Annotated in this window: 23 protein-coding genes and 2 pseudogenes; 16 read left to right on the forward strand and 9 right to left on the reverse strand. The window is 60.4% G+C overall.

Going from position 1 to position 26806, the window contains the following annotated elements; genetic code table 11:
• The first annotated feature begins 4 nt into the window (after window positions 1–4).
• Window positions 5–1558, forward strand: coding sequence for a galactarate dehydratase (garD, locus tag ACYZT2_RS05450; RefSeq protein WP_461970751.1), 1554 nt, complete (start codon window positions 5–7; stop codon window positions 1556–1558).
• A gap of 165 nt (window positions 1559–1723) precedes the next feature.
• Window positions 1724–2665 carry an AEC family transporter gene (locus ACYZT2_RS05455; RefSeq protein WP_461970753.1) on the forward strand — a complete coding sequence of 314 codons (942 nt, stop codon included), beginning with the start codon at window positions 1724–1726 and terminating at the stop codon, window positions 2663–2665.
• 130 nt (window positions 2666–2795) lie between these two features.
• Here the strand turns inward: ACYZT2_RS05455 and ACYZT2_RS05460 are convergent, their stop codons facing one another.
• From ACYZT2_RS05460 to gatC, 6 genes are all read right to left on the reverse strand, one after another.
• Window positions 2796–3191, reverse strand: coding sequence for a carboxymuconolactone decarboxylase family protein (locus ACYZT2_RS05460; RefSeq protein ID WP_461970755.1), 396 nt, complete (start codon window positions 3189–3191; stop codon window positions 2796–2798).
• Complete coding sequence (locus ACYZT2_RS05465) at window positions 3188–4249, reverse strand: calcium/sodium antiporter (protein WP_461970757.1); 1062 nt, start codon at window positions 4247–4249, stop codon at window positions 3188–3190. Before ACYZT2_RS05465 ends, ACYZT2_RS05460 begins: the two co-directional genes overlap by 4 nt.
• 50 nt (window positions 4250–4299) lie before the next feature.
• Window positions 4300–4674 (reverse strand): septal ring lytic transglycosylase RlpA family protein, encoded by a 375-nt coding sequence (locus ACYZT2_RS05470; protein WP_461970759.1) that lies wholly within the window; start codon window positions 4672–4674, stop codon window positions 4300–4302.
• A gap of 149 nt (window positions 4675–4823) precedes the next feature.
• Window positions 4824–6269, reverse strand: a complete 1446-nt coding sequence (gene gatB, locus ACYZT2_RS05475) for an Asp-tRNA(Asn)/Glu-tRNA(Gln) amidotransferase subunit GatB (RefSeq protein WP_461970761.1) — start codon at window positions 6267–6269, stop codon at window positions 4824–4826.
• A gap of 10 nt (window positions 6270–6279) precedes the next feature.
• The gene (gatA, locus tag ACYZT2_RS05480; protein ID WP_461970764.1) at window positions 6280–7731 is read right to left on the reverse strand and encodes an Asp-tRNA(Asn)/Glu-tRNA(Gln) amidotransferase subunit GatA; all 1452 of its coding nucleotides are present in this window, start codon (window positions 7729–7731) and stop codon (window positions 6280–6282) included.
• A 16-nt stretch (window positions 7732–7747) separates the two neighbouring features.
• On the reverse strand, window positions 7748–8035 hold the full coding sequence (gene gatC, locus ACYZT2_RS05485; RefSeq protein WP_007901429.1) for an Asp-tRNA(Asn)/Glu-tRNA(Gln) amidotransferase subunit GatC: 288 nt from the start codon (window positions 8033–8035) through the stop codon (window positions 7748–7750).
• Window positions 8036–8244: 209 nt separating this feature from the next.
• Between gatC and mreB the strand changes: the two genes are divergently transcribed.
• The 8 genes from mreB to tldD all read left to right on the forward strand — a co-directional run bounded on the left by mreB (window position 8245) and on the right by tldD (window position 19661).
• Entirely contained in the window at window positions 8245–9282 is a 1038-nt protein-coding gene (mreB, locus tag ACYZT2_RS05490; RefSeq protein ID WP_002555108.1) for a rod shape-determining protein MreB, read from the forward strand.
• Window positions 9283–9425: 143 nt separating this feature from the next.
• The gene (gene mreC / locus ACYZT2_RS05495) at window positions 9426–10520 is read left to right on the forward strand and encodes a rod shape-determining protein MreC (protein ID WP_461972998.1); all 1095 of its coding nucleotides are present in this window, start codon (window positions 9426–9428) and stop codon (window positions 10518–10520) included.
• Window positions 10520–11011, forward strand: a complete 492-nt coding sequence (mreD, locus tag ACYZT2_RS05500; protein WP_038978956.1) for a rod shape-determining protein MreD — start codon at window positions 10520–10522, stop codon at window positions 11009–11011. The genes mreC and mreD overlap by 1 nt, the downstream gene beginning before the upstream one ends.
• Window positions 11012–11100: 89 nt before the next feature.
• Window positions 11101–11697: a Maf family protein gene (locus ACYZT2_RS05505; protein ID WP_461970767.1), complete on the forward strand. Its 597-nt coding sequence runs from the start codon at window positions 11101–11103 to the stop codon at window positions 11695–11697.
• A gap of 57 nt (window positions 11698–11754) precedes the next feature.
• A complete protein-coding gene (gene rng / locus ACYZT2_RS05510) occupies window positions 11755–13212 on the forward strand; it encodes a ribonuclease G (RefSeq protein ID WP_461970769.1) in 1458 nt (485 codons plus the stop codon).
• 75 nt (window positions 13213–13287) lie between these two features.
• A complete protein-coding gene (locus ACYZT2_RS05515; RefSeq protein WP_461970771.1) occupies window positions 13288–17091 on the forward strand; it encodes a YhdP family protein in 3804 nt (1267 codons plus the stop codon).
• A gap of 260 nt (window positions 17092–17351) precedes the next feature.
• Window positions 17352–18206, forward strand: a complete 855-nt coding sequence (locus tag ACYZT2_RS05520) for a carbon-nitrogen hydrolase family protein (RefSeq protein WP_461970773.1) — start codon at window positions 17352–17354, stop codon at window positions 18204–18206.
• 12 nt (window positions 18207–18218) lie between these two features.
• On the forward strand, window positions 18219–19661 hold the full coding sequence (tldD, locus tag ACYZT2_RS05525; RefSeq protein ID WP_461970775.1) for a metalloprotease TldD: 1443 nt from the start codon (window positions 18219–18221) through the stop codon (window positions 19659–19661).
• Between the two features lie 117 nt (window positions 19662–19778).
• Here the strand turns inward: tldD and yjgA are convergent, their stop codons facing one another.
• Window positions 19779–20303, reverse strand: a complete 525-nt coding sequence (yjgA, locus tag ACYZT2_RS05530; RefSeq protein ID WP_007901505.1) for a ribosome biogenesis factor YjgA — start codon at window positions 20301–20303, stop codon at window positions 19779–19781.
• A 108-nt stretch (window positions 20304–20411) separates the two neighbouring features.
• Here yjgA and pmbA point away from each other — a divergent pair, with 108 nt between their 5' ends.
• The 6 genes and pseudogenes from pmbA to ACYZT2_RS05560 all read left to right on the forward strand — a co-directional run bounded on the left by pmbA (window position 20412) and on the right by ACYZT2_RS05560 (window position 25558).
• A complete protein-coding gene (gene pmbA, locus ACYZT2_RS05535; protein WP_461970777.1) occupies window positions 20412–21758 on the forward strand; it encodes a metalloprotease PmbA in 1347 nt (448 codons plus the stop codon).
• A 246-nt stretch (window positions 21759–22004) separates the two neighbouring features.
• Window positions 22005–22400, forward strand: a complete 396-nt coding sequence (locus ACYZT2_RS05540; protein ID WP_461970779.1) for a FagA protein — start codon at window positions 22005–22007, stop codon at window positions 22398–22400.
• Window positions 22393–23769 (forward strand): class II fumarate hydratase, encoded by a 1377-nt coding sequence (locus ACYZT2_RS05545; protein ID WP_461970781.1) that lies wholly within the window; start codon window positions 22393–22395, stop codon window positions 23767–23769. Before ACYZT2_RS05540 ends, ACYZT2_RS05545 begins: the two co-directional genes overlap by 8 nt.
• 27 nt (window positions 23770–23796) lie before the next feature.
• Window positions 23797–24048 (forward strand): annotated as a pseudogene (locus ACYZT2_RS05550) (hypothetical protein); the annotation flags it as partial.
• A gap of 4 nt (window positions 24049–24052) precedes the next feature.
• Window positions 24053–24367 (forward strand): annotated as a pseudogene (locus tag ACYZT2_RS05555) (superoxide dismutase); the annotation flags it as partial.
• A gap of 297 nt (window positions 24368–24664) precedes the next feature.
• Complete coding sequence (locus ACYZT2_RS05560; RefSeq protein ID WP_461970783.1) at window positions 24665–25558, forward strand: ZIP family metal transporter; 894 nt, start codon at window positions 24665–24667, stop codon at window positions 25556–25558.
• A 98-nt stretch (window positions 25559–25656) separates the two neighbouring features.
• Here the strand turns inward: ACYZT2_RS05560 and ACYZT2_RS05565 are convergent, their stop codons facing one another.
• Both ACYZT2_RS05565 and rapZ read right to left on the reverse strand, forming a co-directional pair.
• Window positions 25657–25932: an HPr family phosphocarrier protein gene (locus tag ACYZT2_RS05565; RefSeq protein ID WP_108226167.1), complete on the reverse strand. Its 276-nt coding sequence runs from the start codon at window positions 25930–25932 to the stop codon at window positions 25657–25659.
• Window positions 25933–25947: 15 nt separating this feature from the next.
• On the reverse strand, window positions 25948–26805 hold the full coding sequence (rapZ, locus tag ACYZT2_RS05570; protein ID WP_123498993.1) for an RNase adapter RapZ: 858 nt from the start codon (window positions 26803–26805) through the stop codon (window positions 25948–25950).
• Window position 26806 lies beyond the last annotated feature (1 nt).

Raw genomic sequence — 26806 nt, forward strand, 5'->3', positions numbered from 1 at the left:
CGTCATGCAGTTGATTGAACATTCCGACTCGCCGCGCTACATCCGCCTGCACGAGCGGGACAATGTGGTGATCGTGGTAAACGATCAGGGCGTGCCCGCCGGCACGGAATTCCCCGATGGCCTGGTCACAGTGGATTTTGTGCCGCAGAGCCATAAGGTCACGCTCGAGGACATTCCCGAGGGCGGTCAGGTGATTCGTTACGGCCAGACCATTGGGTATGCGTTGCAGCCGATCCCTCGCGGCAGCTGGGTCAAGGAAGATCAACTGCGCATGCCGACCGCGCCGCCGCTGGACAGCCTGCCGCTGTCCACCGAAGTGCCGGCCGCGCAGGCACCGCTGGAAGGCTTCACCTTCGAGGGTTATCGCAACGCCGACGGCACCGTCGGCACGCGTAACATTCTGGGCATCACCACCACCGTGCAGTGCGTCACCGGCGTGCTGGATCATGCGGTGAAACGCATCAAGGACGAGTTGCTGCCCAAGTACCCGAACGTCGATGACGTGGTGGCGCTGACCCACAGTTACGGCTGCGGCGTGGCGATTAGCGCCACCGACGCGTACATCCCGATTCGCACCGTGCGCAATTTGGCGCGCAATCCGAACCTGGGGGGCGAAGCGCTGGTGATCAGCCTGGGCTGCGAGAAATTGCAGGCCGGGCAGGTGATGCACGAGAACGACAGTTCGGTGGATTTGAGCGATCCGTGGTTGTACCGCTTGCAGGATTCCAGTCATGGTTTTACCGAGATGATCGAGCAGATCATGGCGCTCGCCGAGACTCGTTTGAAGAAGCTCGATCTGCGTCGTCGGGAAACCGTGCCAGCGTCTGAGCTGATCCTCGGTATGCAGTGCGGCGGCAGCGATGCGTTCTCTGGCATCACCGCCAACCCGGCGCTCGGTTATGCCTCGGACCTATTGTTGCGCGCCGGCGCGACGGTGATGTTTTCCGAAGTCACCGAAGTGCGTGACGCGATTTACCTGCTGACGTCTCGCGCCGAAACTGAGGAAGTGGCTCAGGAACTGGTGCGGGAGATGGACTGGTACGACCGTTACCTGGCCAAGGGCGAAGCGGATCGCAGTGCCAACACCACGCCGGGGAACAAGAAGGGCGGGTTGTCGAATATTGTCGAGAAGTCCCTGGGCTCGATCGTCAAATCCGGCAGCAGCGCGATCAATGGGGTGCTCGGTCCTGGCGAGCGATTCAAGCGCAAAGGACTGATTTTCTGCGCGACCCCGGCCAGTGATTTTGTCTGTGGGACATTGCAGCTGGCGGCGGGGATGAACCTGCATGTGTTCACCACCGGGCGGGGTACGCCTTATGGGTTGGCGATGGCGCCGGTGGTGAAGGTGTCGACCCGCACAGAACTGGCGCAGCGCTGGCCGGATTTGATCGACATCGATGCCGGGCGGATTGCCACCGGGCGAGCGTCGATTGAAGAACTTGGCTGGGAGTTGTTCCACTACTACCTGGATGTGGCCAGCGGCAAGCAACAGACGTGGGCGGAGCGGCATAAGCTGCATAACGACATTACCTTGTTCAACCCGGCGCCGATTACCTGATACCGCGTTATCGTTCTTCGCGGGCAAGCCTCGCTCCTACAGGATCGTATTATGCGCAGTCCTTGTAGGAGCGAGGCTTGCCCGCGAAGGCGTTCTACCAGACGCCAACGTCCCCAGTGGCTTATCATTAGCCCCCTAACGACGCCCACCCAAGGTTCTCCCGGCATGCTGGCTATCTTCCTCGAAACCCTGAACATCACCGCGCCGGTGTTTGCCATGCTGTTTCTGGGGGCGCTGCTCAAGCGCATCGACTGGATCAACGACAATTTCATTCATACCGCGTCGGCCCTGGTGTTCAATGTCACCATGCCGGCGTTGCTGTTTCTGGGCATCTTGCATGCCGACCTGCATGCCGCGCTGCAACCGGCGCTGCTGATCTACTTCTCGATCGCCACACTGCTGTGTTTTGCGATTGCCTGGGGCTGGGCGATCTGGAAATGCCCGCGAGACGACCGGGGCATCTACACCCAAGGCGCGTTTCGCGGCAACAATGGCGTTATCGGTCTGGCACTGGCGGCGAGCATGTACGGCGACCACGGGATTTCCCTCGGGGCCATTCTCGCGGCGTTGGTGATCCTGTTCTACAACACGCTTTCGACCATCGTGCTGGCGGTCTACAGCCCGGTGATCAAGTCTGACCCTTGGAGCATCTGCAAAAGCGTGATGGTCAACCCGCTGATCATCAGCGTGTTTGCGGCGGCGCCATTTGCCTATTTCGAAATCGGTTTGCCGGGGTGGCTGGAAAAGTCCGGTCAGTACCTGGCGCAAACCACTTTGCCGCTGGCACTGATCTGCATCGGTGGCACGTTGTCGCTGGCGGCGATGCGCAAAAGCGGCACGATGGCGTTGAGTTCAAGCCTGGTGAAGATGATCGGTCTGCCGGTGCTGGCGACGCTTGGTGCGTGGCTTTGGGGTTTTCGCGGGGCGGAGTTGGGGATTTTGTTTCTGTACTTCGGCAGCCCGACCGCCGCGGCCAGTTTCGTCATGGCCCGGCAGGCCAATGGCAATCATGAACTGGCGGCGGCGATCATTGTGATTACCACGCTGATGGCGGCGGTCACCACCAACGTCGGGATCTTTTTGTTGCAGTGGGGTGGGTGGATTTAACCGAAGGTTTTGCGGTGTGATTCAGGGCCTCATCGCGAGCAGGCTCGCTCCCACAGGGGGAATGCATTCCAAATGTGGGAGCGAGCCTGCTCGCGATAGCAATCTTTCTAACACTACAAACGCCAGCCTGTTACTCCGGCTTCTGGTAGCTATCAATCACTTCCTGCGCCGCCCGAAACGCATCGATCGCCGCCGGCACGCCGGCATACACCGCGCAATGCAACAGCGCCTCGCGAATTTCTTCCACGGTGCAGCCGTTGTTCAGGGCGCCGCGCACGTGACCTTTCAATTCTTGCGGGCACTTCAACGCGGTCAGCGCGGCGAGGGTGATCAGGCTGCGAGTTTTCAGCGGCAGACCTTCACGGTTCCAGACCCCGCCCCAGGCGTGTTCGTTGACGAAGTCCTGCAGCGGCTGGGTGAACTCGGTGGCATTGCTCAAGGCGCGGTCGACGAAGGCGTCGCCCATCACTTGGCGGCGGACTTCAACCCCAGACTTTTTATCAGTGCTCCTGTTATCAGTGCTCATGGCAATTCCCTCTTGTGGTGTTGGCGACGCCAGGCGCGCAGCGACGTGAACAGCAAAAATGCCCCCAGCGCCGGCAGGACGAAAAACAGCATCAGGTGTTCAAGCTTGCCGGCCAGTGGCATGCCGGTGGTGAACGACACCACGTGCAGCCCGTAGGCCAGATACAAACCCAAGAACAGCAGGCCTTCGGCGCGCGTCACCCGGTAGCCGGAATAGAACACCGGCAGGCACAGCACCGCGACACCGAGCATCACCGGCAGGTCGAAATCCAGGGCGTTTGGCGAGACCGACAGCGGCGACGGCGCGATCAATGCGGTAAGCCCGAGTACGCCCAAGAGGTTGAGCAGGTTGCTGCCGATCACGTTGCCCACCGCGATGTCCCGCTGGCCGCGCAACGCGGCGATCAACGAAGTGGCCAGCTCCGGCAGGGAGGTGCTGACGGCGACGATCGTCAGGCCGATGATCCGCTCCGACAACCCCAGGTCGGTCGCGACCGCCACCGCGGCGCCAAGCAGCAAATGCCCGGCGAACACCAGCATCGCCAGCCCGGCGACAATCATCAGCAAGCTGCTGAACCACGGTGCCTGCGGTGCGTCATGAGCGCTCGATGGCGGACGGGCCGAGTGCCGCGACTGGCGCAGCAGCAAGCCCAGGTACAGCACCAGCGCGCCCAGCAGAATAATGCCGTCTGTGCGGTTCAGTTCTTCGTTCCACGCCAGTACGAACACCAGCAGGCTGGCGCCGATCATCAGCGGAATATCCAGGCGCACTAATTGCCGCGAAACCCGCAGCGGAATAATCAGCGCCGAGAGCCCGAGGGTGACGAGGATGTTGAAGATGCTGCTGCCGATCACGCTGCCGACGGCGATGTCGGCGTTTTGCGCCAGGGTGGCTTGCAGGCTGACCGCCATCTGCGGTGCGCTGCTGCCGAGGGCCACGATGGTCAGGCCGATTATCAGCGGCCGCACATGCAGTCGTGCGGCCAGGCGCACGGCGGCACGCACCATCAGTTCGGCGCCAGCGATCAGTAAAAACAGACCGCTGAACAATTCAATCACGCTGATCAGGGGTAAATCGGCAAGTCCGAAAATAGTCAGCGCTCCGTCTATCAGTCGTCGAGGGCTTGCACGCGAACTTTCGCGGTGCCACTGCGCAGCATGCCCAACTGCTCGGCCGCTTCACGTGACACGTCGATCAGGCGCCCACGAGAGTATGGCCCGCGGTCGTTGACGCGCACCACGCAGGACCTGTCGTTATTCAGGTTGGTAATCTTCACCCGGGTGCCGAACGGCAACTGGCGATGGGCGGCAGTCAGGGAATTCTTGTTGAAACGCTCGCCACTGGCGGTGCGTTTGCCATGGTGTTTGGCGCCGTAATACGAAGCTACGCCGGACTTGTCGTAGCCGTGTGGATCGATGGCATCGGTGCTGGCACAACCGGCGAGCAAAGAGAGCAGGGCGCAGGTACTGAACAGACGTTTCATAAAAAAGTGTTCCCGAAACAAATGTGGGAGCGAGCCAGCTCGCGATGGCGGACTGTCAGTCACATCAATGATGGATGTGACGCCGTCATCGCGAGCAGGCTCGCTCCCACAGGGAATGGAGCCAGGCTTTAAAACTGGCTCCATTGCAATCAGCCTTCGAGCTTGCTTTTAAGCAGTTCGTTGACCTGTTGCGGGTTGGCCTTGCCTTTGGAGGCTTTCATGGCCTGGCCGACGAAGAAGCCGAACATCTTGCCGCGTTTGGCTTCGTCTGCCGCGCGGTATTGTTCGACCTGCTCGGCGTTGGCCGCGAGCATTTCGTCCAGCACTGCAGAGATCGCGCCCGTGTCGGTCACTTGCTTCAAGCCGCGCTTGTCGATGATCTCGTCCGCGCTGCCTTCGCCGTTGGCCATGGCTTCAAACACCACTTTGGCGATTTTGCCGGAGATGGTGTTGTCGGTGATGCGCAGCAGCATGCCGCCCAGTTGTTCGGCTGAGACCGGCGACTGATCGATGTCCAGGCCCTGTTTGTTCAACAGGCTGCCCAATTCAACCATCACCCAGTTGGCCGCCAGCTTGGCGTCGCCGCCGATGCTCACGACTTTCTCGAAGTAATTGGCTTGCTCGCGGCTGGTGGCCAGGACGCTGGCGTCGTAGACCGACAGACCGAACTGCGCCTGGAAGCGCTCGCGTTTCTGCGGTGGCAGTTCCGGCAGGGTGGCGCGCACGTCGTCGAGGAACGAGTCTTCGATGACCACCGGCAGCAGGTCCGGATCGGGGAAGTAACGGTAGTCGTTGGCTTCCTCTTTGCTGCGCATCGGACGGGTTTCGTCCTTGTTCGGATCGTACAGACGGGTCTGCTGGATCACCCTGCCGCCGTCTTCGATCAGTTCGATCTGACGCTGCACTTCGGTGTTGATCGCCTTCTCGATGAAACGGAACGAGTTGACGTTCTTGATCTCGCAGCGCGTGCCGAATTCAACCTGGCCTTTCGGACGGATTGACACGTTGCAGTCGCAACGCAGCGAGCCTTCAGCCATGTTGCCGTCGCAAATGCCCAGGTAACGGACCAGCGCGTGGACAGCCTTGACGTAAGCCACGGCTTCCTTGGCACTGCGCATGTCCGGCTCGGAAACGATTTCCAGCAGCGGCGTGCCGGCACGGTTCAGGTCGATGCCGGTGGCGCCGCTGAATTCTTCGTGCAGGCTTTTACCGGCGTCTTCTTCCAGGTGCGCGCGGGTGATGCCGACGCGCTTGACCGTGCCGTCTTCCAGCGCGATGTCCAGGTGGCCTTTGCCAACGATCGGCAATTCCATCTGGCTGATCTGGTAGCCCTTGGGCAGGTCCGGGTAGAAATAGTTTTTACGGGCGAACACGTTGTGCTGGCCGATCTCGGCATCAATCGCCAGACCGAACATCACCGCCATGCGCACTGCTTCCTGGTTCAGCACTGGCAATACGCCGGGCATGCCCAGGTCAACCAGGCTGGCCTGGGTGTTCGGCTCGGAACCGAAGGTGGTGGAGCTACCGGAAAAGATTTTCGACCGGGTGGTGAGCTGGGTATGAATCTCCAGCCCGATCACGACTTCCCATTGCATGTGTTTCTCCTCAGAAGCCGGTTGGGGTGCGGGTGTGCCAGTCAGTGTTCAACTGATACTGGTGCGCAACGTTGAGCAAACGGCCTTCCTGGAAATACGGGGCGAGCAACTGCACGCCGACCGGCAGGCCATCGACAAAACCTGCAGGCATGGACAAGCCCGGCAGACCGGCGAGGTTGGCGGTGATGGTGTAGACGTCTTCCAGGTACGCAGCGACCGGGTCGCTGTTCTTGGCGCCGAGCTTCCAGGCCGGGTTCGGCGTGGTTGGGCCGAGGATGATGTCGACCTCATTAAAGGCAGCCATGAAGTCGTTCTTGATCAGACGACGGATTTTCTGCGCCTTCAAATAGTAGGCGTCGTAGTAACCGGCCGACAGGGCGTAAGCACCGACCATGATCCGGCGCTGCACTTCCGGGCCGAAACCTTCGCCACGGGAACGCTTGTACAGGTCTTCCAGGTTATTCGGGTCTTCGCAGCGATAGCCGAAACGCACGCCGTCGAAACGCGACAGGTTGGAAGACGCTTCCGCCGGGGCGATCACGTAGTACGCAGGGATTGCGTGCTGCATGTTCGGCAGGCTGATTTCCTTGACCACGGCGCCGAGCTTTTTCAGCTCTTCAACACTGGCCATGACCAGGTCGGCGATGCGTGGGTCGAGACCGGCGCTGAAGTATTCTTTCGGCACGCCGATGCGCAGGCCTTGCAGCGAACCGTTGAGGCCGGCGCTGTAATCAGGCACGGGCTCGTCGATGCTGGTGGAGTCCTGCGGGTCGAAACCGGCCATGCCTTGCAGCAGGATCGCGCAGTCTTCGGCGGTGCGGGCCAATGGGCCGCCCTGATCGAGGCTGGACGCGTAGGCGATCATGCCCCAGCGCGAAACGCGACCGTACGTCGGTTTCAGACCGGTGAGGTTGGTCAGCGCGGCGGGCTGGCGAATCGAACCGCCGGTGTCGGTGCCCGTCGCCGCAGGCAACAGACGAGCGGCAACCGCGGCAGCCGAGCCGCCAGACGAACCGCCCGGAACGTGTTCCAGGTTCCACGGGTTTTTCACCGCGCCGTAGTAGCTCGACTCGTTGGCCGACCCCATGGCGAATTCGTCCATGTTGGTCTTGCCCAAGGTCACGGCCCCGGCAGCCGCCAGTTTGGCGACCACGGTGGCGTCGTACGGTGCTTTAAAGTTGTCGAGCATCTTCGAGCCGCAGCTGGTGCGGATGCCCTGGGTGCAGAACAGGTCTTTGTGTGCGATCGGCGCGCCGAGCAGGGCGCCGCTCTCACCGTTGGCGCGACGAGCGTCAGCGGCTTTCGCCTGCTGGAGCGCCAGGTCTTCGGTGAGGCTGATGAAACTGTTGAGCTGCGGGTCGAGCTGGGTGATACGCGCCAGCAGGACTTTGGTCAGCTCTTCGGAAGAAAACTTTTTATCGGCGAGTCCGCGGGCGATCTCGGCCAGAGTCAATTGATGCATTGCAGGCTCTTTCCCTTTAGTCGATGACTTTCGGAACCAGATACAGGCCGTTTTCGACCGCTGGTGCGATGGACTGATAGGCCTCGCGATGATTGGTTTCGGTCACGACGTCTGCACGCAGGCGCTGGCTCGCTTCCAATGGGTGGGCGAGGGGCTCGATACCGTCGGTATTGACCGCTTGCATTTCGTCGACCAGCCCGAGAATGCTGTTCAGGGCCGAAGTGATGTGTGGAAGATCGGCATCATTGAGGCCAAGGCAGGCCAAATGAGCGATTTTTTCCACGTCGGAGCGTTCAAGCGCCATGGGATTCTCCAGTGGAAAACAGAACGGACCGCGTCCGTGTGTTAGATTGTCGGAACACTACCGCATTTCTACGGTCTCAAGGCCGCGATTGTGGGCTTGGTGCACAGAAAAGCTGCCAATTTAACATATTGGCGCCTTGCCCAAAATCCCTGTCGTTGTTAGAGTTTGCCGCACTTTTTTACCCACGCGTTGCCTAGGGTCCCTTTCCCATGTTCAAGAAACTGCGTGGCATGTTTTCCAGCGATCTTTCCATTGACCTGGGCACTGCCAACACCCTTATTTACGTGCGCGAGCGCGGTATCGTCCTGAATGAGCCCTCCGTTGTGGCTATTCGGACACACGGTAACCAGAAAAGTGTCGTTGCTGTCGGCACCGAGGCCAAGCGCATGCTCGGTCGTACGCCGGGCAACATTGCTGCCATTCGTCCGATGAAGGACGGCGTAATCGCCGACTTCAGCGTCTGCGAAAAAATGCTGCAGTACTTTATTAACAAGGTTCACGAAAACAGCTTTCTGCAGCCTAGCCCTCGTGTGCTGATCTGCGTTCCATGCAAATCCACCCAGGTTGAGCGTCGTGCCATCCGTGAATCGGCCCTTGGTGCCGGTGCCCGCGAAGTGTTCCTGATCGAAGAGCCGATGGCTGCTGCAATCGGTGCCGGTCTGCCGGTTGAAGAAGCTCGCGGTTCGATGGTTGTCGATATCGGTGGCGGTACCACTGAAATCGCGCTGATCTCCCTCAACGGTGTGGTCTATGCCGAATCCGTACGGGTTGGCGGCGACCGCTTCGACGAAGCGATCATCACCTACGTGCGTCGCAACTACGGCAGCCTGATCGGCGAGTCCACCGCCGAGCGCATCAAACAGGAAATCGGTACAGCCTACCCGGGCGGCGAAGTTCGTGAAGTCGACGTTCGTGGCCGTAACCTGGCCGAAGGCGTTCCACGCGCATTCACCCTGAACTCCAATGAAGTGCTGGAAGCTCTGCAAGAGTCCCTGGCCACCATCGTTCAGGCTGTGAAAAGTGCGCTGGAGCAATCGCCTCCGGAGCTGGCGTCGGATATCGCCGAACGTGGTCTGGTACTTACCGGTGGTGGCGCCTTGCTGCGCGACCTCGACAAGTTGCTGGCCCAGGAAACCGGTCTGCCGGTGATCGTCGCCGAAGACCCGCTCACCTGCGTTGCTCGCGGCGGTGGCCGTGCATTGGAAATGATGGATAAACACACCATGGATCTGCTTTCCAGCGAATAAGTCGCCGGATCGCCTCTATGCTGTTGAGCGCGAAGGCAGCACTTTGCAGTGCTGCCTGTTGGCGTTTATCTTCTGTCAGTCTGCATCCAGGCCGGTTTGATGCCGTATGAATAAAGAGAACATTTGCCTGGGAGGAGCGGCTTATTAAACCGCTTTTCACCAAAGGCCCCTCACTGGGCGTGCGCTTGTTGGTGCTGGCCGTGCTATCGGTCGCGCTGATGGTGGTCGATGCCCGCTTCACACTGCTCAAGCCAGTGCGTAGCCAAATCTCGCTGGTGCTGATGCAGTCTTACTGGATCACCGACCTGCCGCAGCGGCTATGGCAAGGTGTGGCCAGCCAATTTGGCAGCCGGACCGAACTGGTCGCCGAAAACGAAAAACTCAAAACCGAAAACCTGCTTTTGCAGGGGCGCATGCAAAAGCTGGCTGCCCTTACCGAGCAGAACGTTCGGCTGCGCGAGTTGCTCAACTCTTCCGCGCTGGTCAACGAAAAGGTCGAAGTGGCCGAGTTGATCGGCATGGACCCCAACCCCTTTACCCATCGGATCATCATCAATAAAGGTGAGCGCGACGGTGTGGTCCTCGGTCAGCCGGTGCTCGATGCCCGCGGCTTGATGGGGCAGGTGGTCGAGTTGATGCCATACACCTCCCGCGTACTGTTGCTGACTGACACCACCCACAGCATTCCAGTGCAGGTGAACCGTAACGGTCTGCGAGCGATCGCCAGCGGCACCGGTAATCCGGAACGCCTTGAGCTGCGGCATGTGGCCGATACCGCCGACATTAAGGAAGGCGATCTGCTGGTCAGCTCCGGTCTCGGCCAGCGTTTCCCGGCGGGTTACCCGGTGGCGACGGTCAAGGAAGTGATTCACGATTCCGGTCAGCCATTTGCAATCGTTCGTGCGGTGCCGACCGCCGCGTTGAACCGCAGCCGTTATCTGCTGTTGGTGTTCAGTGACGGCCGCACGCCTGAGGAACGCGCCAACGAAGCCGCCCAGGCTCAGGAAGCGCTGGACCAGCATGGCGGTGGGCCGATCATTCCCGCGACCGTGCCCAAACCTGCCGTGTCGGTGATACCAGCTGCCGTGGCTGCTCCGGCTGTTCCGGCGGCGGCACCTGCTGCCGCGACCCCGGCAAAACCTGCCGCTGCCCATGCTGCCAGCAAGCCACCCGCTGCCGTGAAGCCTGCTGCCAAACCGCCTGTCTCCGCGCCGGCTACCACTGGGGGAAGAGAATAATGGGCGGTGCAACTTCCTCCCGAAACGGCTGGATGGTCTGGCTGACCTTTGCCATTGGCATGCTGCTCAGCGTTTCGCCATTGCCGCAGTTCATGGAAATCCTGCGTCCTCTGTGGCTGGCCTTGCTGTTGGCTTTCTGGGCGTTGGCCCTGCCGCAGAAAGTCGGCATGGTGACTGCCTGGTGCCTGGGGCTGGCCGAAGATGTGCTGTATGGCACGTTGCTGGGCCAGAACGCGTTGATCCTCACGCTCATTACGTTCCTGGTGCTGTCGCTGCAACAGCGCCTGCGCATGTTCCCGATGTGGCAACAGAGCCTGGTGATCCTGGTGATCTTCGGCCTCGCCCAACTGGTGCAATTGTGGCTGAGCGCCCTGACCGGCAATCGTCAGCCGACCCTGGCGCTGGTGTTGCCGGCACTGGTCAGCGCGTTGCTCTGGCCTTGGATCAGCTACGGTTTGCGCGGTTTGCGTCGGCGCTACAAAATCAATTGATTCGGTCACGCATGTGCTCGCACCGGTGCCCTGTCTCGACAAAAAGGAACAGTATTTGTGAGACAGGGCGCTAGCAGGGAGATGTCTTGATGAAACAGCTGTACCTCGCCTCAGGCTCGCCGCGTCGGCGTGAACTGCTCACGCAGATCGGCGTGTCGTTCTCCGTCATCAGCGCGGACATCGATGAAACCCCTTTACCTGAGGAATGCCCATTGGCCTATGTCGAGCGTCTGGCGCGCGGCAAGGCCGAGGCCGGGCACCGCACGGTCGTGTCCGACGCGGATTTCTGCGTGCTGGGTGCCGACACCGCCGTGGTGCTGGACGGGAAAATTCTCGGCAAGCCGGTGGACGAAGCCGACGCATGCGCCATGCTTATGCTGTTGTCCGGGCGCGAACATGAAGTGCTGACAGCGATTGCGGTGCGCGATGGCGAGCGCTGCGAGTGTTTGGTGGTGCGCAGTCTGGTGCGTTTTCGCACCATCGACCGTGACGAAGCGGCGGCCTACTGGGCCAGCGGCGAACCCCGGGACAAGGCTGGCGGCTACGGGATTCAAGGACTGGGCGCGGTGTTCGTCGCCGGGCTCAACGGCAGCTATTCGGCGGTGGTCGGATTGCCCCTGTGCGAAACCTGCGAGCTGCTCGGCCATTTCGGCATACCCTGTTGGCAAACCCTTAACGCGCGCTGAGCGTCGTACTGACAAGATGCGGCCATTATCGTGAACATGCCTGAACGAGACCCTGCCATGAGTGAAGAGATCCTGATCAACATCACGCCGATGGAATCGCGCGTGGCGGTGGTCGAAAACGGTGTCCTGCAAGAGGTCCACGTCGAGCGCACGCAAAAGCGCGGGATCGTCGGCAACATCTATAAAGGCAAAGTCGTGCGGGTATTGCCAGGCATGCAGGCCGCCTTCGTCGATATCGGTCTGGACCGCGCCGCGTTCATTCATGCCTCGGAGATTTCCCTTCGCGAAGGCCCGACGGTGGAAAGCATCAGCGCGCTGGTTCATGAAGGTCAAAGCCTGGTGGTGCAAGTCACTAAGGACCCGATCGGCTCCAAAGGCGCACGCCTGACCACGCAACTGTCGATTCCGTCGCGCTATCTGGTGTACATGCCGCGCACCGCCCACGTCGGCATTTCCTTGAAGATCGAGGACGAAGCCGAGCGCGAACGCCTCAAACAGGTGGTCACCGACTGCGTGGACAAAGAAGGCATCAAGGAAGCCGGCGGTTTTATTCTGCGCACCGCTGCCGAAGGGGCCGGGGCCGATGAAATCCTCATGGACATCCGCTACCTGCGCAGGCTCTGGGACCAGATCAACGAACAGATCAAGACCATCAGCGCGCCGAGTGTGATCTACGAAGACCTCGGCCTCGCACTGCGCACCTTGCGTGACCTGGTGAGCCCGAAGATCGAGAAGATCCGCATCGACTCCCGGGAAACCTTCCAGAAAACCACGCAATTCGTCGCCGAACTGATGCCGGAAATTGCCGACCGCCTGGAGCATTACCCCGGCGAACGACCGATCTTCGACTTGTACGGCGTCGAAGACGAAATCCAGAAAGCCCTGGAGCGCAAGGTTCCGCTCAAGTCCGGCGGTTATCTGGTGGTCGATCCGGCGGAAGCCATGAGCACCATCGACGTCAATACCGGTGCCTTTGTCGGTCATCGCAACCTCGAAGAAACCATCTTCAAGACCAACCTCGAAGCCGCCACCGCCATTGCCCGTCAGCTGCGTCTGCGCAACCTGGGCGGGATCATCATCATCGACTTCATCGACATGGAAGATGAAGAACATCAGCGTCAGGTGTTGCGCACCCTCGAGAAGCAACTGGAGCGCGATCACGCCAAGACCAACATCATTGGCATCACCGAGCTGGGCCTGGTGCAAATGACCCGCAAGCGCACCCGCGAAAGTCTTGAGCAAGTGCTGTGCGAGCCGTGCAGCAGTTGCCAGGGTCGCGGCAAACTCAAGACTCCGGAAACCGTGTGTTACGAGATTTTCCGCGAAATCCTGCGTGAAGCCCGGGCTTATCAGGCCGAAGGCTATCGGGTGCTGGCGAATCAGAAAGTGGTCGACCGTTTGCTCGATGAAGAATCGGGCAACGTCGCCGAGCTCGAAGGCTTTATCGGGCGCACCATTCGGTTCCAGGTGGAAACCATGTATTCCCAGGAACAATACGACGTGGTGTTGCTCTGAATCGTTGTGTTTCACCTCTACTAGAACGGCTGGCCTCAGCTTTTTGCAGTATTTTTGCCATGGGAGCCAACTGACATGGACCGTCTGACACGCATTCTGGCCGCACTGACCCGCTGGGGTCTGGGCCTGTGTGCGTTGGTTTTAGTGCTGATTGCGCTGTTCGTCAGCCTCGGCCGGGAACTGACGCCGCTGGTGGCCGAGTACCGTACCGACGTCGAAGACAAAGCCAGCGATACCTTGGGTATGCCCCTCCAGATCGGCAAGCTGGAAGGCAACTGGAGGGGCCTCGCCCCGGTTCTGCTGGCCCATGACGTGATGGTCGGCGAGGGTTCCAATGCCTTGCGCCTGGATCAGGTGCGGGCGGTGCCGGATCTCTGGGCCAGCCTGCTGGCGCGCGAAGTGCGCATCGCACATCTGGAACTCAACGGCCTGAAGATCAGCCTCAAGGAAGGCGAAGATGGTCATTGGGCGCTGGAAGGGTTGCCGGTGCAGCAGGACCAGCCGCTGAATCCGGAGCAACTGCTCAATCGCATGCAGATGGTCCAGCAGCTGTCGGTGCTTGACAGTCAGATCACTTTGCAGCCATTGGGAGAATCGCCCCTCACCCTGACGTACGTCGGCCTGAATCTGAAAACCGGTCCCTCCCGCCAGCGACTCGATGCCCGTTTGACCCTGCCCGACGGCCAGCCGGTGGCGATGAGCCTGCGCACCCGTTTGCGCGCAGCCCAATGGAAGGACGGCGAAGCGGACGCTTACCTGAGCCTGCCGCAGAGTGATTGGTCGAAATGGTTGCCCGAGCGCCTGACCCAGCAATGGAATTTTTCCGAGATCAAGGCCGGCGGCGAGCTTTGGGCGAACTGGAGCAAGGGCACTCTGCAAAGTGCCGCGATCCGTTTGAACGCGCCGCAACTCAAGGGCGCCTATGCCGAGCGCAAGTCGATCCAGATCAACAATCTGGCGCTGAACGGGTATTTCCAGCGCAGTTCCACAGGTGTCCTGGTGACTCTGGATTCTCTGGCCATGAGCCTGGGCGACAGCCGCTGGGAATCGAAACTGCAATTTCAACAAACTGCCGCGACAGACAAGGCGCCTGAGCTGTTGCATCTGCAAGCCGACCGTCTCGATCTCACACCGCTCACTCCGCTGCTGAACGCACTGGGCCCACTGCCCGAAGGGATCGCCACTGCAGTCGAGCGGCTCAAGGTCACCGGAGTTTTGCGCAACGTGCTGGTCGACTTCCGCCCAGCGGCTACCGATGACACTAAATTCAGCTTTGCCGCCAATCTGGAAAAGGTCGGCTTCGACGCTTATCGCGGTGCACCGGCGGTGCGAAACGTCAGTGGCGGCATCAGCGGCGACCTCGGGCAGGGCGAGTTGCGCATGGACAGCAAGGATTTCTCCCTGCATCTGGACCCGATTTTCGCCAAGCCATGGCAGTACATTCAGGCCAATGCCCGGTTGACCTGGAAACTCGACAAAGAAGGTTTCACCCTGATCGCGCCTTACCTGAAGGTGTTGGGCGAGGAGGGCAAGATTGCCGGTGACTTCCTGATCCGCCTGCATTTCGATCACACCCAGGAAGACTACATGGACCTGCGGGTCGGCCTGGTCGATGGCGACGGTCGCTACACCGCCAAGTACCTGCCGACGGTTCTCAGCCCGGGGCTGGACGAATGGCTGCGCACCGCGATTCTCAAAGGCGCGGTGGATGAAGGCTTCTTCCAGTATCAGGGTTCGCTGAACCACGGCGCCGCCGAAACGGCTCGCAGCATCAGCCTGTTTTTCAAGGTCCACGATGCCGAGCTGGCGTTTCAGCCGGGCTGGCCGCATGTCAGCAAGGTCAGCGGCGATGTGTTCATCGAAGACAGCGGCGTGCGGATTCTCGCGAGCAAGGGCCAATTGCTCGACACTCAAGTCAGCAACGTCTACGTCAATATTCCCCACGCGCCTGCCGGGCAGAGCCCTCATCTGTTCCTCGACGGCGCATTCGCTGGCGGGTTGGGCGATGGCCTGAAGATTCTGCAGGAAGCGCCAATCGGCACCGCCGACACGTTCGCTGGCTGGGAAGGCGAGGGCGATCTGCAAGGCAAGCTCAAACTCGATATCCCGCTGGTCAAAGGCGAGCAGCCGAAAATCCTCGTCGACTTCAAGACCGCCAAGGCCCGTTTGAAGCTCAGTGAGCCCACGCTGGAACTGACGCAACTCAAGGGCGATTTCCGTTTCGACAGCACCAAGGGTCTGAGCGGGCAAAAGATCACGGCGCGAGCCTTCGACAAACCGGTGACCGCACAAATATTCGCTCAAGGCAGCCCGGGCAAACTTAACACTCGGGTCGCGGCGGCGAGTGAGGTCGAGGTCAAAAAACTGACTGAATGGCTGAATGTCACTCAGCCATTGCCGGTGACGGGGACGATTCCTTATCAACTGCAACTGAACCTTGATGGCGCCGACAGTCAATTGATGGTCAGCTCCAATCTCAAAGGCGTGGCGGTGGATTTGCCGGCACCGTTCGGCATGGCGGCTGATGTCGGGCGCGATACCGTGTTCCGCATGACCCTGCAAGGAGCCGAGCGGCGTTACTGGGCAACCTATGGTGAACTGGCAAGCTTCACGTTTGCGGCACCGACCGGCAATTTCGCCGACGGTCGCGGCGAGTTGTTGCTCGGTGGCGGCAGTGCGGTGTTGCCTGGCGCCAAAGGTTTGCGCGTGCGTGGCGTACTGTCCGAGCTGGATGTCGCCCCTTGGCAGGATCTGGTGACCAAATATGCTGGCCAGGATCCGGGCGGCAGTGCCAAGCAGTTGCTCAGTGGCGCGGATTTGAAGATTGGCAAGCTCAGCGGTTTTGGCACCACCCTGGATCAGGCGTCGGTGAAGTTGGCACGCAAACCGGCCGCGTGGGCCCTGCAACTCGACAGTCAGCAGGCCAAGGGCAGCGTCGCAATTGCCGATGCGAAAGCCGCACCGATTGCGGTCAATCTGCAATACGTACGGTTGCCGGCACGAGACCCTACGGCGCTGGCTGACGAGAATTCGCCGGATCCGCTGGCCACGGTGGACCCGACGAAGATCCCGGCGCTGGATATCACCATCAATCAGCTGTTCCAGGGGCCGGATCTGGTGGGCGCGTGGCACCTGAAAGTTCGGCCGACCGCCAAGGGCATTGCCTTCAATGCCCTTGATCTGGGTCTCAAGGGCCTCCTCTTGCGGGGCAGCGGTGGCTGGGAAGGCATCCCGGGTAATTCCAGCAGTTGGTACAAGGGCCGAGTCAGTGGCAAGAACCTTGCCGACGTGCTCAAGGGCTGGGGTTTTGCGCCGAGCGTCACCAGTGAAGAATTTCATATGGATGTCGATGGTCGCTGGCCTGGGTCTCCGGCGTGGCTGGCCACCAAACGCTTCTCCGGCAGCCTTGATGCGTCACTGAATAAAGGTCAGTTTGTTGAAGTCGAGGGCGGTGCTCAGGCGCTACGCGTATTTGGTCTGCTCAACTTCAACTCCATCGGCCGCCGCTTGCGCCTGGACTTTTCCGACCTGTTCGGCAAAGGCTTGAGCTATGACCGGGTCAAAGGCCTGCTGGTCGCCAGTAACGGGGTCTACGTGACCCGTGAACCCATTCTGCTGACCGGGCCGTCGAGCAATGTGGAGCTCAACGGCACGCTGGACCTGGTGGCTGATCAGGTCGATGCCAAGTTGTTGGTTACTTTACCGGTGACCAACAATCTGCCGATTGCCGCGCTGATCGTCGGTGCACCGGCCGTCGGCGGGGCGCTGTTCCTGATCGATAAGCTGATCGGTGACCGCGTGGCGCGCTTTGCCAGCGTCAAATACACCGTCAAAGGCCCATGGAAAGAACCGAAAATCACCTTCGACAAGCCTTTTTGAATTCTTTTGAAAAAGCACTCTTTGGGCCTATGGAGTAGCATATCCAAAGGTTGGTTTGTAGCCGCCACGGTTCCCTGTAGCAGCTGCCGCAGGCTGCGTTCGGCTGCGCAGCAATCGTAAAATCAGATGCCGCAGTCCTTCAGGCAAACCGTGCATTGCGGATTTACGACTGCTGCGCAGCCGAACGCAGGCTTCGCCAGCTGCTATAAGGACGTGTCGTTTACCGACGGCAGGGTGAAATCACAAGAAAGGAATAGGCCATGTCTGTAGCGGTGATTCAAATGGTCAGCCAGAGCGACGTGCTGGCCAATCTGGCCCAGGCTCGTCGTCTGCTTGAGCAGGCGGCGACCGGTGGCGCGCGGCTTGCCGTGCTGCCGGAAAACTTCGCCGCCATGGGCCGTCGCGACATTGCCGACATAGGCCGCGCCGAAGCCTTGGGCGAAGGCCCGATCCTGCCGTGGTTGAAACAGACCGCCCGCGACCTCAAGTTATGGATAGTGGCCGGCACATTGCCGTTGCCTCTGGTGGATCAACCGACGGCCAAAGTGCATGCGTGCTCGTTGCTGGTGGATGACCAGGGCGAAACCGTTGCACGGTATGACAAGCTGCACCTGTTCGACGTAGACGTGGCGGATAATCGCGGGCGTTATCGCGAATCCGATGACTATGCTTATGGCAGTGGTGTGGTTATTGCCGACACTCCGGTCGGTCGAGTCGGCCTGACGGTGTGTTATGACCTGCGTTTTCCGGAGCTGTACAGCGAATTGCGTGCGGCGGGCGCGGAGTTGATTACCGCACCGTCGGCTTTCACCGCGGTGACCGGCGCGGCCCATTGGGACGTGCTGATTCGCGCGCGAGCCATCGAGACTCAGTGTTACATACTCGCGGCCGCCCAGGGTGGGACGCATCCGGGGCCACGAGATACCTTTGGTCATGCTGCGATTGTCGACCCATGGGGGCGTGTGCTGACGCAACAGGATCGAGGCGAGGCCGTGCTGCTGGCCCAGCGTGACAGCAGCGAACAGGCGTCCATCAGGGCGCGGATGCCGGTGTCCGATCACCGGCGCTTTTTCTCGCAGGGCGCCCAGCGACCTGCATCAGAACGACGAATTTAAGGCGTAAAGCATATGAGCGAGTTGTTGTCCTCCGTCAGTGAACACCTCCTGGCGCCCGGCGGCGTAACGATAGAGAGCCTGCAAGGTGTACTCGGCGATCTGGCCGGCCCCGGCATCGATGCCGCCGACCTGTATTTCCAGGGGCAGATTTCCGAATCCTGGGCACTGGAAGACGGGATCGTCAAGGAAGGCAGCTTTCACCTCGACCAGGGTGTTGGCGTGCGTGCGCAATCGGGTGAAAAGACCGGTTTCGCCTACAGCAACGCGATCACCCTCGAAGCGCTGGGCGCGGCAGCCCGTGCAGCCCGTTCGATCTCCCGGGCCGGGCAGAACGGCACTGTGCAGGCGTTTACCACGCAGGATGTCGCCCAATTGTACGGGCCGGATAACCCGCTGGAAGTGATGACCCGTGCCGAGAAAGTCGAGCTGCTCAAGCGCATCGATGTGGCGACTCGCGCCCTCGACTCGCGTATCCAGCAAGTCACCGTGAGCATGGCCGGGGTCTGGGAACGGATTTTGATTGCTTCCACCGACGGCGGCTTGGCGGCGGATGTGCGACCACTGGTGCGTTTCAACGTCAGCGTGATCGTTGAGCAGAATGGCCGTCGTGAGCGCGGCGGTCATGGCGGTGGCGGTCGTACCGATTACCGCTATTTCCTCGGCGATGACCGCGCCATGAGCTATGCCCGCGAAGCGTTGCGTCAGGCGCTGGTGAATCTGGAAGCGATCCCGGCCCCGGCCGGTACGTTACCGGTGGTCTTGGGTTCCGGTTGGTCCGGCGTGTTGCTGCACGAAGCCGTCGGCCACGGTCTGGAAGGCGATTTCAACCGCAAGGGCAGTTCGGCCTACAGCGGGCGCATGGGCGAGATGGTTGCCTCGAAGCTCTGCACCATCGTCGATGACGGCACCCTCGCCGGACGCCGTGGCTCGCTGAGCGTCGACGACGAAGGCACCCCGACCGAGTGCACCACGCTGATCGAAAACGGCGTGCTCAAAGGTTATATGCAGGACAAGCTCAACGCGCGCCTGATGGGCGTAGCCCGTACCGGCAACGGTCGTCGCGAATCCTATGCGCACCTGCCGATGCCGCGCATGACCAACACTTACATGCTCCGTGGCGAAAGCGACCCGGCGGAAATCATCGCCTCGGTGAAAAAAGGCATCTATTGCGCCAACCTCGGCGGCGGTCAGGTGGACATCACCAGCGGCAAGTTCGTGTTCTCCACCAGCGAGGCGTACCTGATCGAAGACGGCAAGATCACTGCCCCGGTCAAAGGCGCGACGTTGATCGGCAACGGGCCGGAAGCCATGAGCAAGGTGTCGATGGTCGGTAACGATCTGGCGCTGGACAGCGGTGTGGGAACGTGTGGCAAGGATGGGCAGTCGGTGCCGGTGGGTGTCGGCCAGCCAACGCTGAAAATTGATGCGATCACCGTGGGTGGCACGGGCGCCTGAGGATGAATGCATCCTCTGTAGGAGCTGCCGCAGGCTGCGATCTTTTGATTTTGCTTTTAAGAAACAAGATCAAAAGATCGCAGCCTGCGGCAGCTCCTACAGGGATATTGGCGGGACTTAACGCAGACCGCGTTGAGTCTCGTCCAGCTCACGGATGTACTTGAAGATTTTACGGCTCGAAGCCGGTGGCTTGTTAGTCGCCAGTTCGTGCTGGGCCTGACGGATCAGGGAGCGCAATTGCTGACGATCAGCTTCCGGGTAGTCGAGCACGAACTTCTCCAGGACTGCATCGTCGCCCGCGATCAAGCGATCGCGCCAGCGTTCCAGGCCATGGAAACGTTCGTTGTACTGCCGAGTGGAGGCATCGAGTTGATCGAGCAGAGTCAGAATGGCGTCAGTGTCCTGATCGCGCATCAGTTTGCCGATGAACATAAGGTGCCGTTTACGCGCGATATTCGCGGTGTGCTTGGGCGCATCGGCCAGGGCCCGGCGCATAGCGTCGGTCAACGGCAGTTTTGCCAGCAAGTCAGGCTTGAGCGTTGTAAGGCGCTCGCCAAGGTCAACCAGAGCATGAAGCTCGCGTTTGACCTGGGATTTGCTTTTTTCTCCCGTATCGAGGGAGTCGTCGTAAGAATCAACCATGGTGGCCGTCCGCAAAGAAACGCCGCCATGATAACCAGTCGGGGGCCGCTTGTCCGGCCCGGTCGCTCGAAGGCCCTAGCCGAAAGCAGAATTTGAGTGGAGAACAGCATGAGTGCAGTTGAAAGCGTCGGCCCACAAGCGTTGCCGGCACTGCAAGAACAAGTCGAGCAGATCATCGCAGAAGCCAAGCGTCAGGGCGCCAGTGCCTGTGAAGTGGCCGTGTCGCTGGAGCAGGGCTTGTCGACCACGGTGCGTCAGCGGGAAGTCGAAACCGTTGAGTTCAATCGCGATCAGGGCTTTGGCATCACCTTGTATGTGGGACAGCGTAAAGGCTCGGCCAGCACCTCGGCCAGCGGTTCGGACGCGATTCGCGAAACCGTCGCTGCCGCGCTAGCCATTGCCAAGCACACCTCGGAAGACGAAGCCTCGGGCCTGGCGGATGCCGCGCTGATGGCCAAGGATTTGCAGGATTTCGACCTGTTCCATCAATGGGACATTACCCCGGAGCAAGCCATCGAGCAGGCCCTGGCCTGTGAAGCGGCGGCGTTTGCCACCGACAGCCGGATCAAGAATGCTGACGGCACTACCCTCAGCACTCACCAGGGCTGCCGGGTTTACGGCAACAGCCACGGTTTTATCGGTGGTTACGCGTCGACTCGTCACAGCCTAAGCTGCGTGATGATCGCCGAAGCCGATGGCCAGATGCAGCGCGATTACTGGTATGACGTGAACCGTCAGGGCAATTTGCTGGCTTCTCCAGAGAGCATCGGCCAGCGTGCCGCGCAACGGGCGGCGAGCCGTCTGGGCGCGCGTCCGGTGCCGACCTGCGAAGTGCCGGTGCTGTTTTCCGCGGAACTGGCCGGTGGCTTGTTCGGCAGTTTCCTGTCGGCGATCTCCGGCGGCAGTCTGTACCGCAAATCGTCGTTCCTCGAAGGCACGCTGGGGCAGAAGCTGTTCCCGGAATGGTTGACCCTCGATGAACGTCCGCACCTGATGCGCGCCCTGGGCAGTTCGGCGTTCGACGGCGATGGCCTGGCGACCTACGCCAAGCCGTTCGTGGAGAAAGGCGAGTTGGTGTCCTACATACTCGGCACCTACTCCGGCCGCAAGCTAGGCATGCCGAGCACCGCCAACGCCGGCGGCGTGCACAACCTGTTCGTCACCCATGGCGATGAAGATCAGGCAGCCTTGCTGCGTCGCATGGGCCGCGGCCTGCTGGTCACCGAACTGATGGGGCAGGGCCTGAACATGGTCACTGGCGATTACTCCCGTGGTGCAGCGGGTTTCTGGGTCGAGAACGGCGAAATCCAGTTCGCGGTGCAAGAAGTGACCATCGCCGGCAACATGCGTGACATGTTCAAGCAGATCATTGCGGTCGGTAATGACCTGGAATTGCGCAGCAACATTCGCACCGGTTCGGTGTTGATCGAGCGGATGACGGTGGCGGGTAGCTAACTTCCGAGCGCTGCATAAAAAGGCGCGCCACCCAATCGGGTGGCGCGCTTTTTTTATGCACCTTGCACCATCCCTTGTGGGAGCGAGCCTGCTCGCGAAGGCGGTGTATCAGCCGACATCGATTTTGAATATCTGACCGCCATCGCGAGCAGGCTCGCTCCCACAAGGATCGGTTTGTGCTGGATGCCTTGTTTTGGTTCTCATTATCATCTAATAATAAATCTCATTACCGAATGAGCCCGGATCATGAGTTCTGCCTTGCACGAGCAGCCTTACCTCGAAAGCTGGCGCTGGATGAGCCGCCAGATCCGTTGCGCGATGGATCCTGACGAGCCGCGTCTGATCGAACATTACCTGGCCGAAGGCCGGTATCTGGCGTGTTGCACGGCCACCTCTCCCTGGACCATCGCCGAAACTTCCTTCCGTTTATTGCTCGACACCGCCACCGACGTCGCGCTGCCCTGGCACTGGCGCAGCCTGTGTCTCGACCAGGCTTGGCGACCGCTACGCGATCTCGAACGGCAATCATTCTGCGGCTGCCGCCTCAAGCGCTGGCAAAGCTACGCCTGGCAACTGGCGACCTGCGAGTTGCAACCTTCGATTCCTCTCATAGAACTGGTGCAAGGATCCCCCGATGAGTAACACACGTATCGAACGCGACAGTATGGGCGAGTTGCAAGTCCCGATAGACGCCCTTTACGGCGCGCAAACCCAGCGCGCGGTGGATAACTTCCCGATCAGCGGCAAACCGATGCCCGTGCAGTTCATCCGCGCGCTGATTCTGGCCAAGGCCGCCGCCGCCCGAGCCAACGTCGAGCTCAAACAGATCAGCGAGTCCCAGGGCAAGGCGATCGTCGATGCGGCTCAAGGCCTGCTCGAAGGCGACTTCATGCAGCACTTCCCGGTGGATATCTTCCAGACCGGTTCCGGCACCAGTTCCAACATGAACGCCAACGAAGTGATCGCCACCCTGGCCAGCCGCTTGTTGGGCGAGCCGGTGAATCCCAACGATCACGTCAATTGCGGCCAAAGCAGTAATGACATCATCCCGACCACCATCCATGTCAGCGCCGCACTGAGCTTGCATGAGCAGTTACTGCCGGCGCTGATGCATCTGGTGCAGGTGATTGAGCACAAGGCCGAGCAGGTTCATCCGTTCGTCAAAACCGGGCGTACCCATTTGATGGACGCCATGCCCGTGCGCATGAGTCAGGTGCTCAATGGTTGGGCGCAACAGCTCAAGGCCAATATCGGTCACTTGCAGGATTTGTTGCCAAGCCTGCAATCCCTGGCCCAGGGCGGCACGGCAGTGGGTACTGGAATCAATGCCCATCCGGAGTTTGCGGCGCGTTTCAGCCAGCAACTCAGCCAACTGACCCAAGTGCAGTTCACGCCGGGTAAAGACCTGTTTGCGCTGATCGGCTCGCAGGACACGGCGGTCAGCGTTTCGGGCCAACTCAAGGCCACAGCGGTTTCCTTGATGAAAATCGCCAATGACCTGCGCTGGATGAATTCCGGCCCGTTGGCCGGGCTCGGTGAAATCGAACTCGAAGCCTTGCAGCCCGGCTCGTCGATCATGCCCGGCAAGGTCAACCCGGTGATCCCGGAAGCTACCGCGATGGTCGCCGCTCAGGTGATTGGCAACGATACGGTGATCACCGTCGCCGGTCAGTCGGGCAATTTCGAGCTGAACGTCATGCTGCCGATCATCGCCCAGAACCTGCTGAGCAGTATCGAGCTGCTGGCCAACGCCAGCCGTCTGCTGGGCGACAGGGCTATCGCGACCTTCAAGGTTAACGAGGCCCGGCTCAAGGAAGCGCTGTCGCGCAATCCGATTCTGGTCACTGCACTCAACCCGATCATTGGTTACCAAAAAGCCGCTGAGATTGCCAAGAAGGCTTATCAGCAGGGCCGGCCGGTGATCGATGTCGCCCTGGAACACACCGACCTGACGCGCAGCCAACTGGAAGAATTGCTCAACCCAGAGAAGCTCACGGCAGGCGGCGTGTAATCACTGCAACCGCTTTGTAGGCTCACCATGGAGCACTGGAAACGCACGATCGAAAGAGCAAATCGCTGTTTCATGCTGGGCGAGCTGGTCGATGCCCGCGAGGCTTATTTGCAGGCATTGGCCCTGGCCCAGGTGTTGTTCGAGCGCTGGGCGGATGCCGACGAAGCGGTGGCGGCCTGCGTGATTTCCCACCACAACCTGGCGGACCTGCACTTGCGTCTGAACCAGCCGGAGGAGAGCGCCGAGTACCTGTGCGCGATCCATCAACGACTGCTGCAGAGCACTGGCCGAGGCTATCAATGAGCAACTGGGTGGTCTCGACAACTTCAAGGAGGCCTTCACCAAAGCTGCGCTGACTCGTTTCGGCAGCGGTTGGGCCTGGTTGAGTGTGACGCCGCAAAAGACCTTGATCGTTGAAAGCAGCGGCAACCAGGACAGCCCCTTGATGAACGGCAATACGCCGATTCTCGGCCTGGACGTTTGGGAACACGCTTACTATCTGCGCTATCAGAACCGCCGTCCGGAATACATCAATGCGTTCTACAACGTGATCAATTGGCCCGAAGTCGCCGCGCGTTATCAGGCTGCGCTGGTTTAGGGGGCGTTCTCAACTAGTTTCCCCTCCGCGCCGGGCCTGCTGTTGTGCAGGGCAAGGCGCGAGAAGCGTGGTTTGGTCATTCCAAATAAGCTTCGAGCAACGCAGCCCTGCACAACAGCAGGCCCGGCCCTTCGGGTTGTGCCTTAAAGCGGGCCAGGCTGCGTTGCAGGCCTTGGAAAGGGAACAACCATTCCCAGCGGCCTGGGCCTTGCCTGGCCCGCTTTAAGGCGACAACGCGGAGGGGGAACTAGTTGAGAGCGCCCCCTAAGTCTCTATAAAAACAATCCAGGGCTGACTATGGGCACTGAAACACTGGCGGTCGCAAGTGGACGAATGTTTCGTTACGCACTGGGATCGCTGTTACTGCTGACGGGCATGACGTTATTGGCTGCTCAAGGGCTGAGCTGGCTGGACCTCGAACCGAAACTGCAGCGCGCCCTGCAAGGCGGGGCGATTTGCGCCTTGGGCACCGCTTTGGGCGCGGTGCCAGTGCTGGTGATTCGGCAGATGCCTCAGGCAGTCAGCGATACGCTGCTGGGTTTCGGGGCCGGGGTGATGCTCGCAGCGACGGCGTTTTCGCTGATCGTGCCGGGCATTGCCGCGGCCGAAAACCTCGGGCTGACGCCTTGGGCGGCCAGCGGCCTGATCAGCTTCGGCATACTGCTGGGTGCATTCGGGCTGTTTCTGGTGGATCGCAGGGTGTCTGGCACTACGCCCGAAATGCTCGTGGGGACACTGGAGCGATCGGTGATCCCACCGCGGATCTGGTTGTTTGTGTTTGCCATCATCGCCCACAACATCCCCGAAGGCATGGCGGTCGGCGTCTCGGCCGGCGGTGGCATGCCCGACGCCGACAGCCTGGCCATGGGCATCGCCTTGCAGGATGTACCGGAAGGGCTGGTGATTGCGTTGGTGTTGGCTGGAGCAGGAATGTCGCGGATCAAGGCGTTCCTGGTCGGTGCTGCGTCAGGGTTTGTCGAGCCAGTCTTTGCACTGTTGTGCGCCTGGCTGGTGAGCCTGGCCGAACTGCTGTTGCCTTTGGGGCTCGCACTGGCGGCCGGTGCGATGCTGCTGGTGGTGACTCACGAAGTCATTCCCGAATCGCGCCGCCATGGTCACGAAAAACTGGCGAGTCTAGGTCTGCTGATGGGGTTTTGTTTGATGATGGTGATGGATACAGCGTTGGCCTGAAAAAAGATCAAAAGATCGCAGCCTCGTTTCACTCGACAGCTCCTACGCCGATCCTTGTAGGAGCTGTCGAGTGAAACGAGGCTGCGATCTTTTGACTTTTATCCGCCTTCGTCGAAGTAGTTGTTGATCAACGCCACCAGCGCATCCAGCGCTTCCTGTTCCTGATGCCCTTCAGTACTCAGATAGATTTTGGTGCCCTTGCCAGCCGCCAGCATCATCATCGCCATGATGCTTTTGCCGTCAACCGTGGTCTCTGGTGTGCGGCCCACTCTGATCGAGCAATCCGGATACTGCCCAGCCACCCCAACGAATTTTGCAGACGCGCGGGCATGCAGGCCCAGCTTGTTGATGATTTCGATTTCCAGAGCAGGCATCGCGATGTGAATCCTTTAGCTGAGGTCGCGGTGGCGGACCTGGACGTTCTTCAGGGTTTTTTGCAGGACCTGGCCCAGACGTTCGGTCAGGTAGACAGAGCGGTGATGCCCGCCGGTGCAGCCAATGGCAATGGTGACATAGGCGCGATTGCTGGCGGCAAAGCGGGGTAGCCACTTGAGCAAATATGAGGAAATGTCCTGGAACATCTCTTCGACGTCTGGCTGTGCCGCCAGGTATTCGGCCACCGGTTGATCGAGCCCGGACTGTGCCCGTAGCTCCGGCTTCCAGTAAGGGTTGGGCAGGCAGCGCACGTCGAACACCAGATCGGCGTCCACCGGCATGCCACGCTTGAACCCGAAAGATTCCACCAGGAACGCAGTACCAGGCTCCGGCTGATTCAGCAGGCGCAACTTGATGGTATCGCGTAGCTGATACAGGTTCAGATTGGTGGTGTTGACCTTGAGGTCGGCCAGATCGGCAATAGGCCCCAGCAGATTGGTTTCGTCCTGGATCGCCTCCGCCAATGAGCGATTGGCGCTGCTCAGCGGGTGACGACGGCGAGTTTCCGAAAAACGTTTGAGCAAGGTTTCTTCGTCGGCGTCCAGGTACAGCACATCGCACTGGATATGCCGGCTGCGGACTTCTTCCAGCAGTTCGGGAAACCGTGACAGGTGGCTGGGCAAGTTACGTGCATCGATGGACACGGCCACAAGCGGTTGTGCCAGTTCGGTGTGAATCAGCGCGCGTTCGGCCAGTTCCGGCAGCAAGCCGGCAGGCAGGTTGTCGATGCAGTAATAGCCGTTGTCCTCGAGCACATCGAGGGCGGTACTTTTACCTGAGCCGGAGCGGCCGCTGACGATGATCAGGCGCATG

The organism is Pseudomonas sp. MDT1-85 (genome assembly GCF_054898065.1).

Bases quoted from the DNA above. Each gene is read 5' to 3' on its own strand.
- ACYZT2_RS05515 (WP_461970771.1), top strand. From the start codon at position 13,288: ATGGACCGTCTGACACGCATTCTGGCCGCACTGACCCGCTGGGGTCTG.
- gatB (WP_461970761.1), bottom strand. From the start codon at position 6,269: ATGCAATGGGAAGTCGTGATCGGGCTGGAGATTCATACCCAGCTCACC.
- ACYZT2_RS05540 (WP_461970779.1), top strand. From the start codon at position 22,005: ATGAGTTCTGCCTTGCACGAGCAGCCTTACCTCGAAAGCTGGCGCTGG.
- gatA (WP_461970764.1), bottom strand. From the start codon at position 7,731: ATGCATCAATTGACTCTGGCCGAGATCGCCCGCGGACTCGCCGATAAA.
- ACYZT2_RS05460 (WP_461970755.1), bottom strand. From the start codon at position 3,191: ATGAGCACTGATAACAGGAGCACTGATAAAAAGTCTGGGGTTGAAGTC.
- tldD (WP_461970775.1), top strand. From the start codon at position 18,219: ATGAGCGAGTTGTTGTCCTCCGTCAGTGAACACCTCCTGGCGCCCGGC.
- mreD (WP_038978956.1), top strand. From the start codon at position 10,520: ATGGGCGGTGCAACTTCCTCCCGAAACGGCTGGATGGTCTGGCTGACC.
- rng (WP_461970769.1), top strand. From the start codon at position 11,755: ATGAGTGAAGAGATCCTGATCAACATCACGCCGATGGAATCGCGCGTG.
- rapZ (WP_123498993.1), bottom strand. From the start codon at position 26,805: ATGCGCCTGATCATCGTCAGCGGCCGCTCCGGCTCAGGTAAAAGTACC.
- gatC (WP_007901429.1), bottom strand. From the start codon at position 8,035: ATGGCGCTTGAACGCTCCGACGTGGAAAAAATCGCTCATTTGGCCTGC.
- garD (WP_461970751.1), top strand. From the start codon at position 5: ATGCAGTTGATTGAACATTCCGACTCGCCGCGCTACATCCGCCTGCAC.
- pmbA (WP_461970777.1), top strand. From the start codon at position 20,412: ATGAGTGCAGTTGAAAGCGTCGGCCCACAAGCGTTGCCGGCACTGCAA.
- ACYZT2_RS05455 (WP_461970753.1), top strand. From the start codon at position 1,724: ATGCTGGCTATCTTCCTCGAAACCCTGAACATCACCGCGCCGGTGTTT.
- ACYZT2_RS05560 (WP_461970783.1), top strand. From the start codon at position 24,665: ATGGGCACTGAAACACTGGCGGTCGCAAGTGGACGAATGTTTCGTTAC.
- ACYZT2_RS05470 (WP_461970759.1), bottom strand. From the start codon at position 4,674: ATGAAACGTCTGTTCAGTACCTGCGCCCTGCTCTCTTTGCTCGCCGGT.
- ACYZT2_RS05505 (WP_461970767.1), top strand. From the start codon at position 11,101: ATGAAACAGCTGTACCTCGCCTCAGGCTCGCCGCGTCGGCGTGAACTG.
- mreB (WP_002555108.1), top strand. From the start codon at position 8,245: ATGTTCAAGAAACTGCGTGGCATGTTTTCCAGCGATCTTTCCATTGAC.
- ACYZT2_RS05520 (WP_461970773.1), top strand. From the start codon at position 17,352: ATGTCTGTAGCGGTGATTCAAATGGTCAGCCAGAGCGACGTGCTGGCC.
- yjgA (WP_007901505.1), bottom strand. From the start codon at position 20,303: ATGGTTGATTCTTACGACGACTCCCTCGATACGGGAGAAAAAAGCAAA.
- ACYZT2_RS05565 (WP_108226167.1), bottom strand. From the start codon at position 25,932: ATGCCTGCTCTGGAAATCGAAATCATCAACAAGCTGGGCCTGCATGCC.
- ACYZT2_RS05545 (WP_461970781.1), top strand. From the start codon at position 22,393: ATGAGTAACACACGTATCGAACGCGACAGTATGGGCGAGTTGCAAGTC.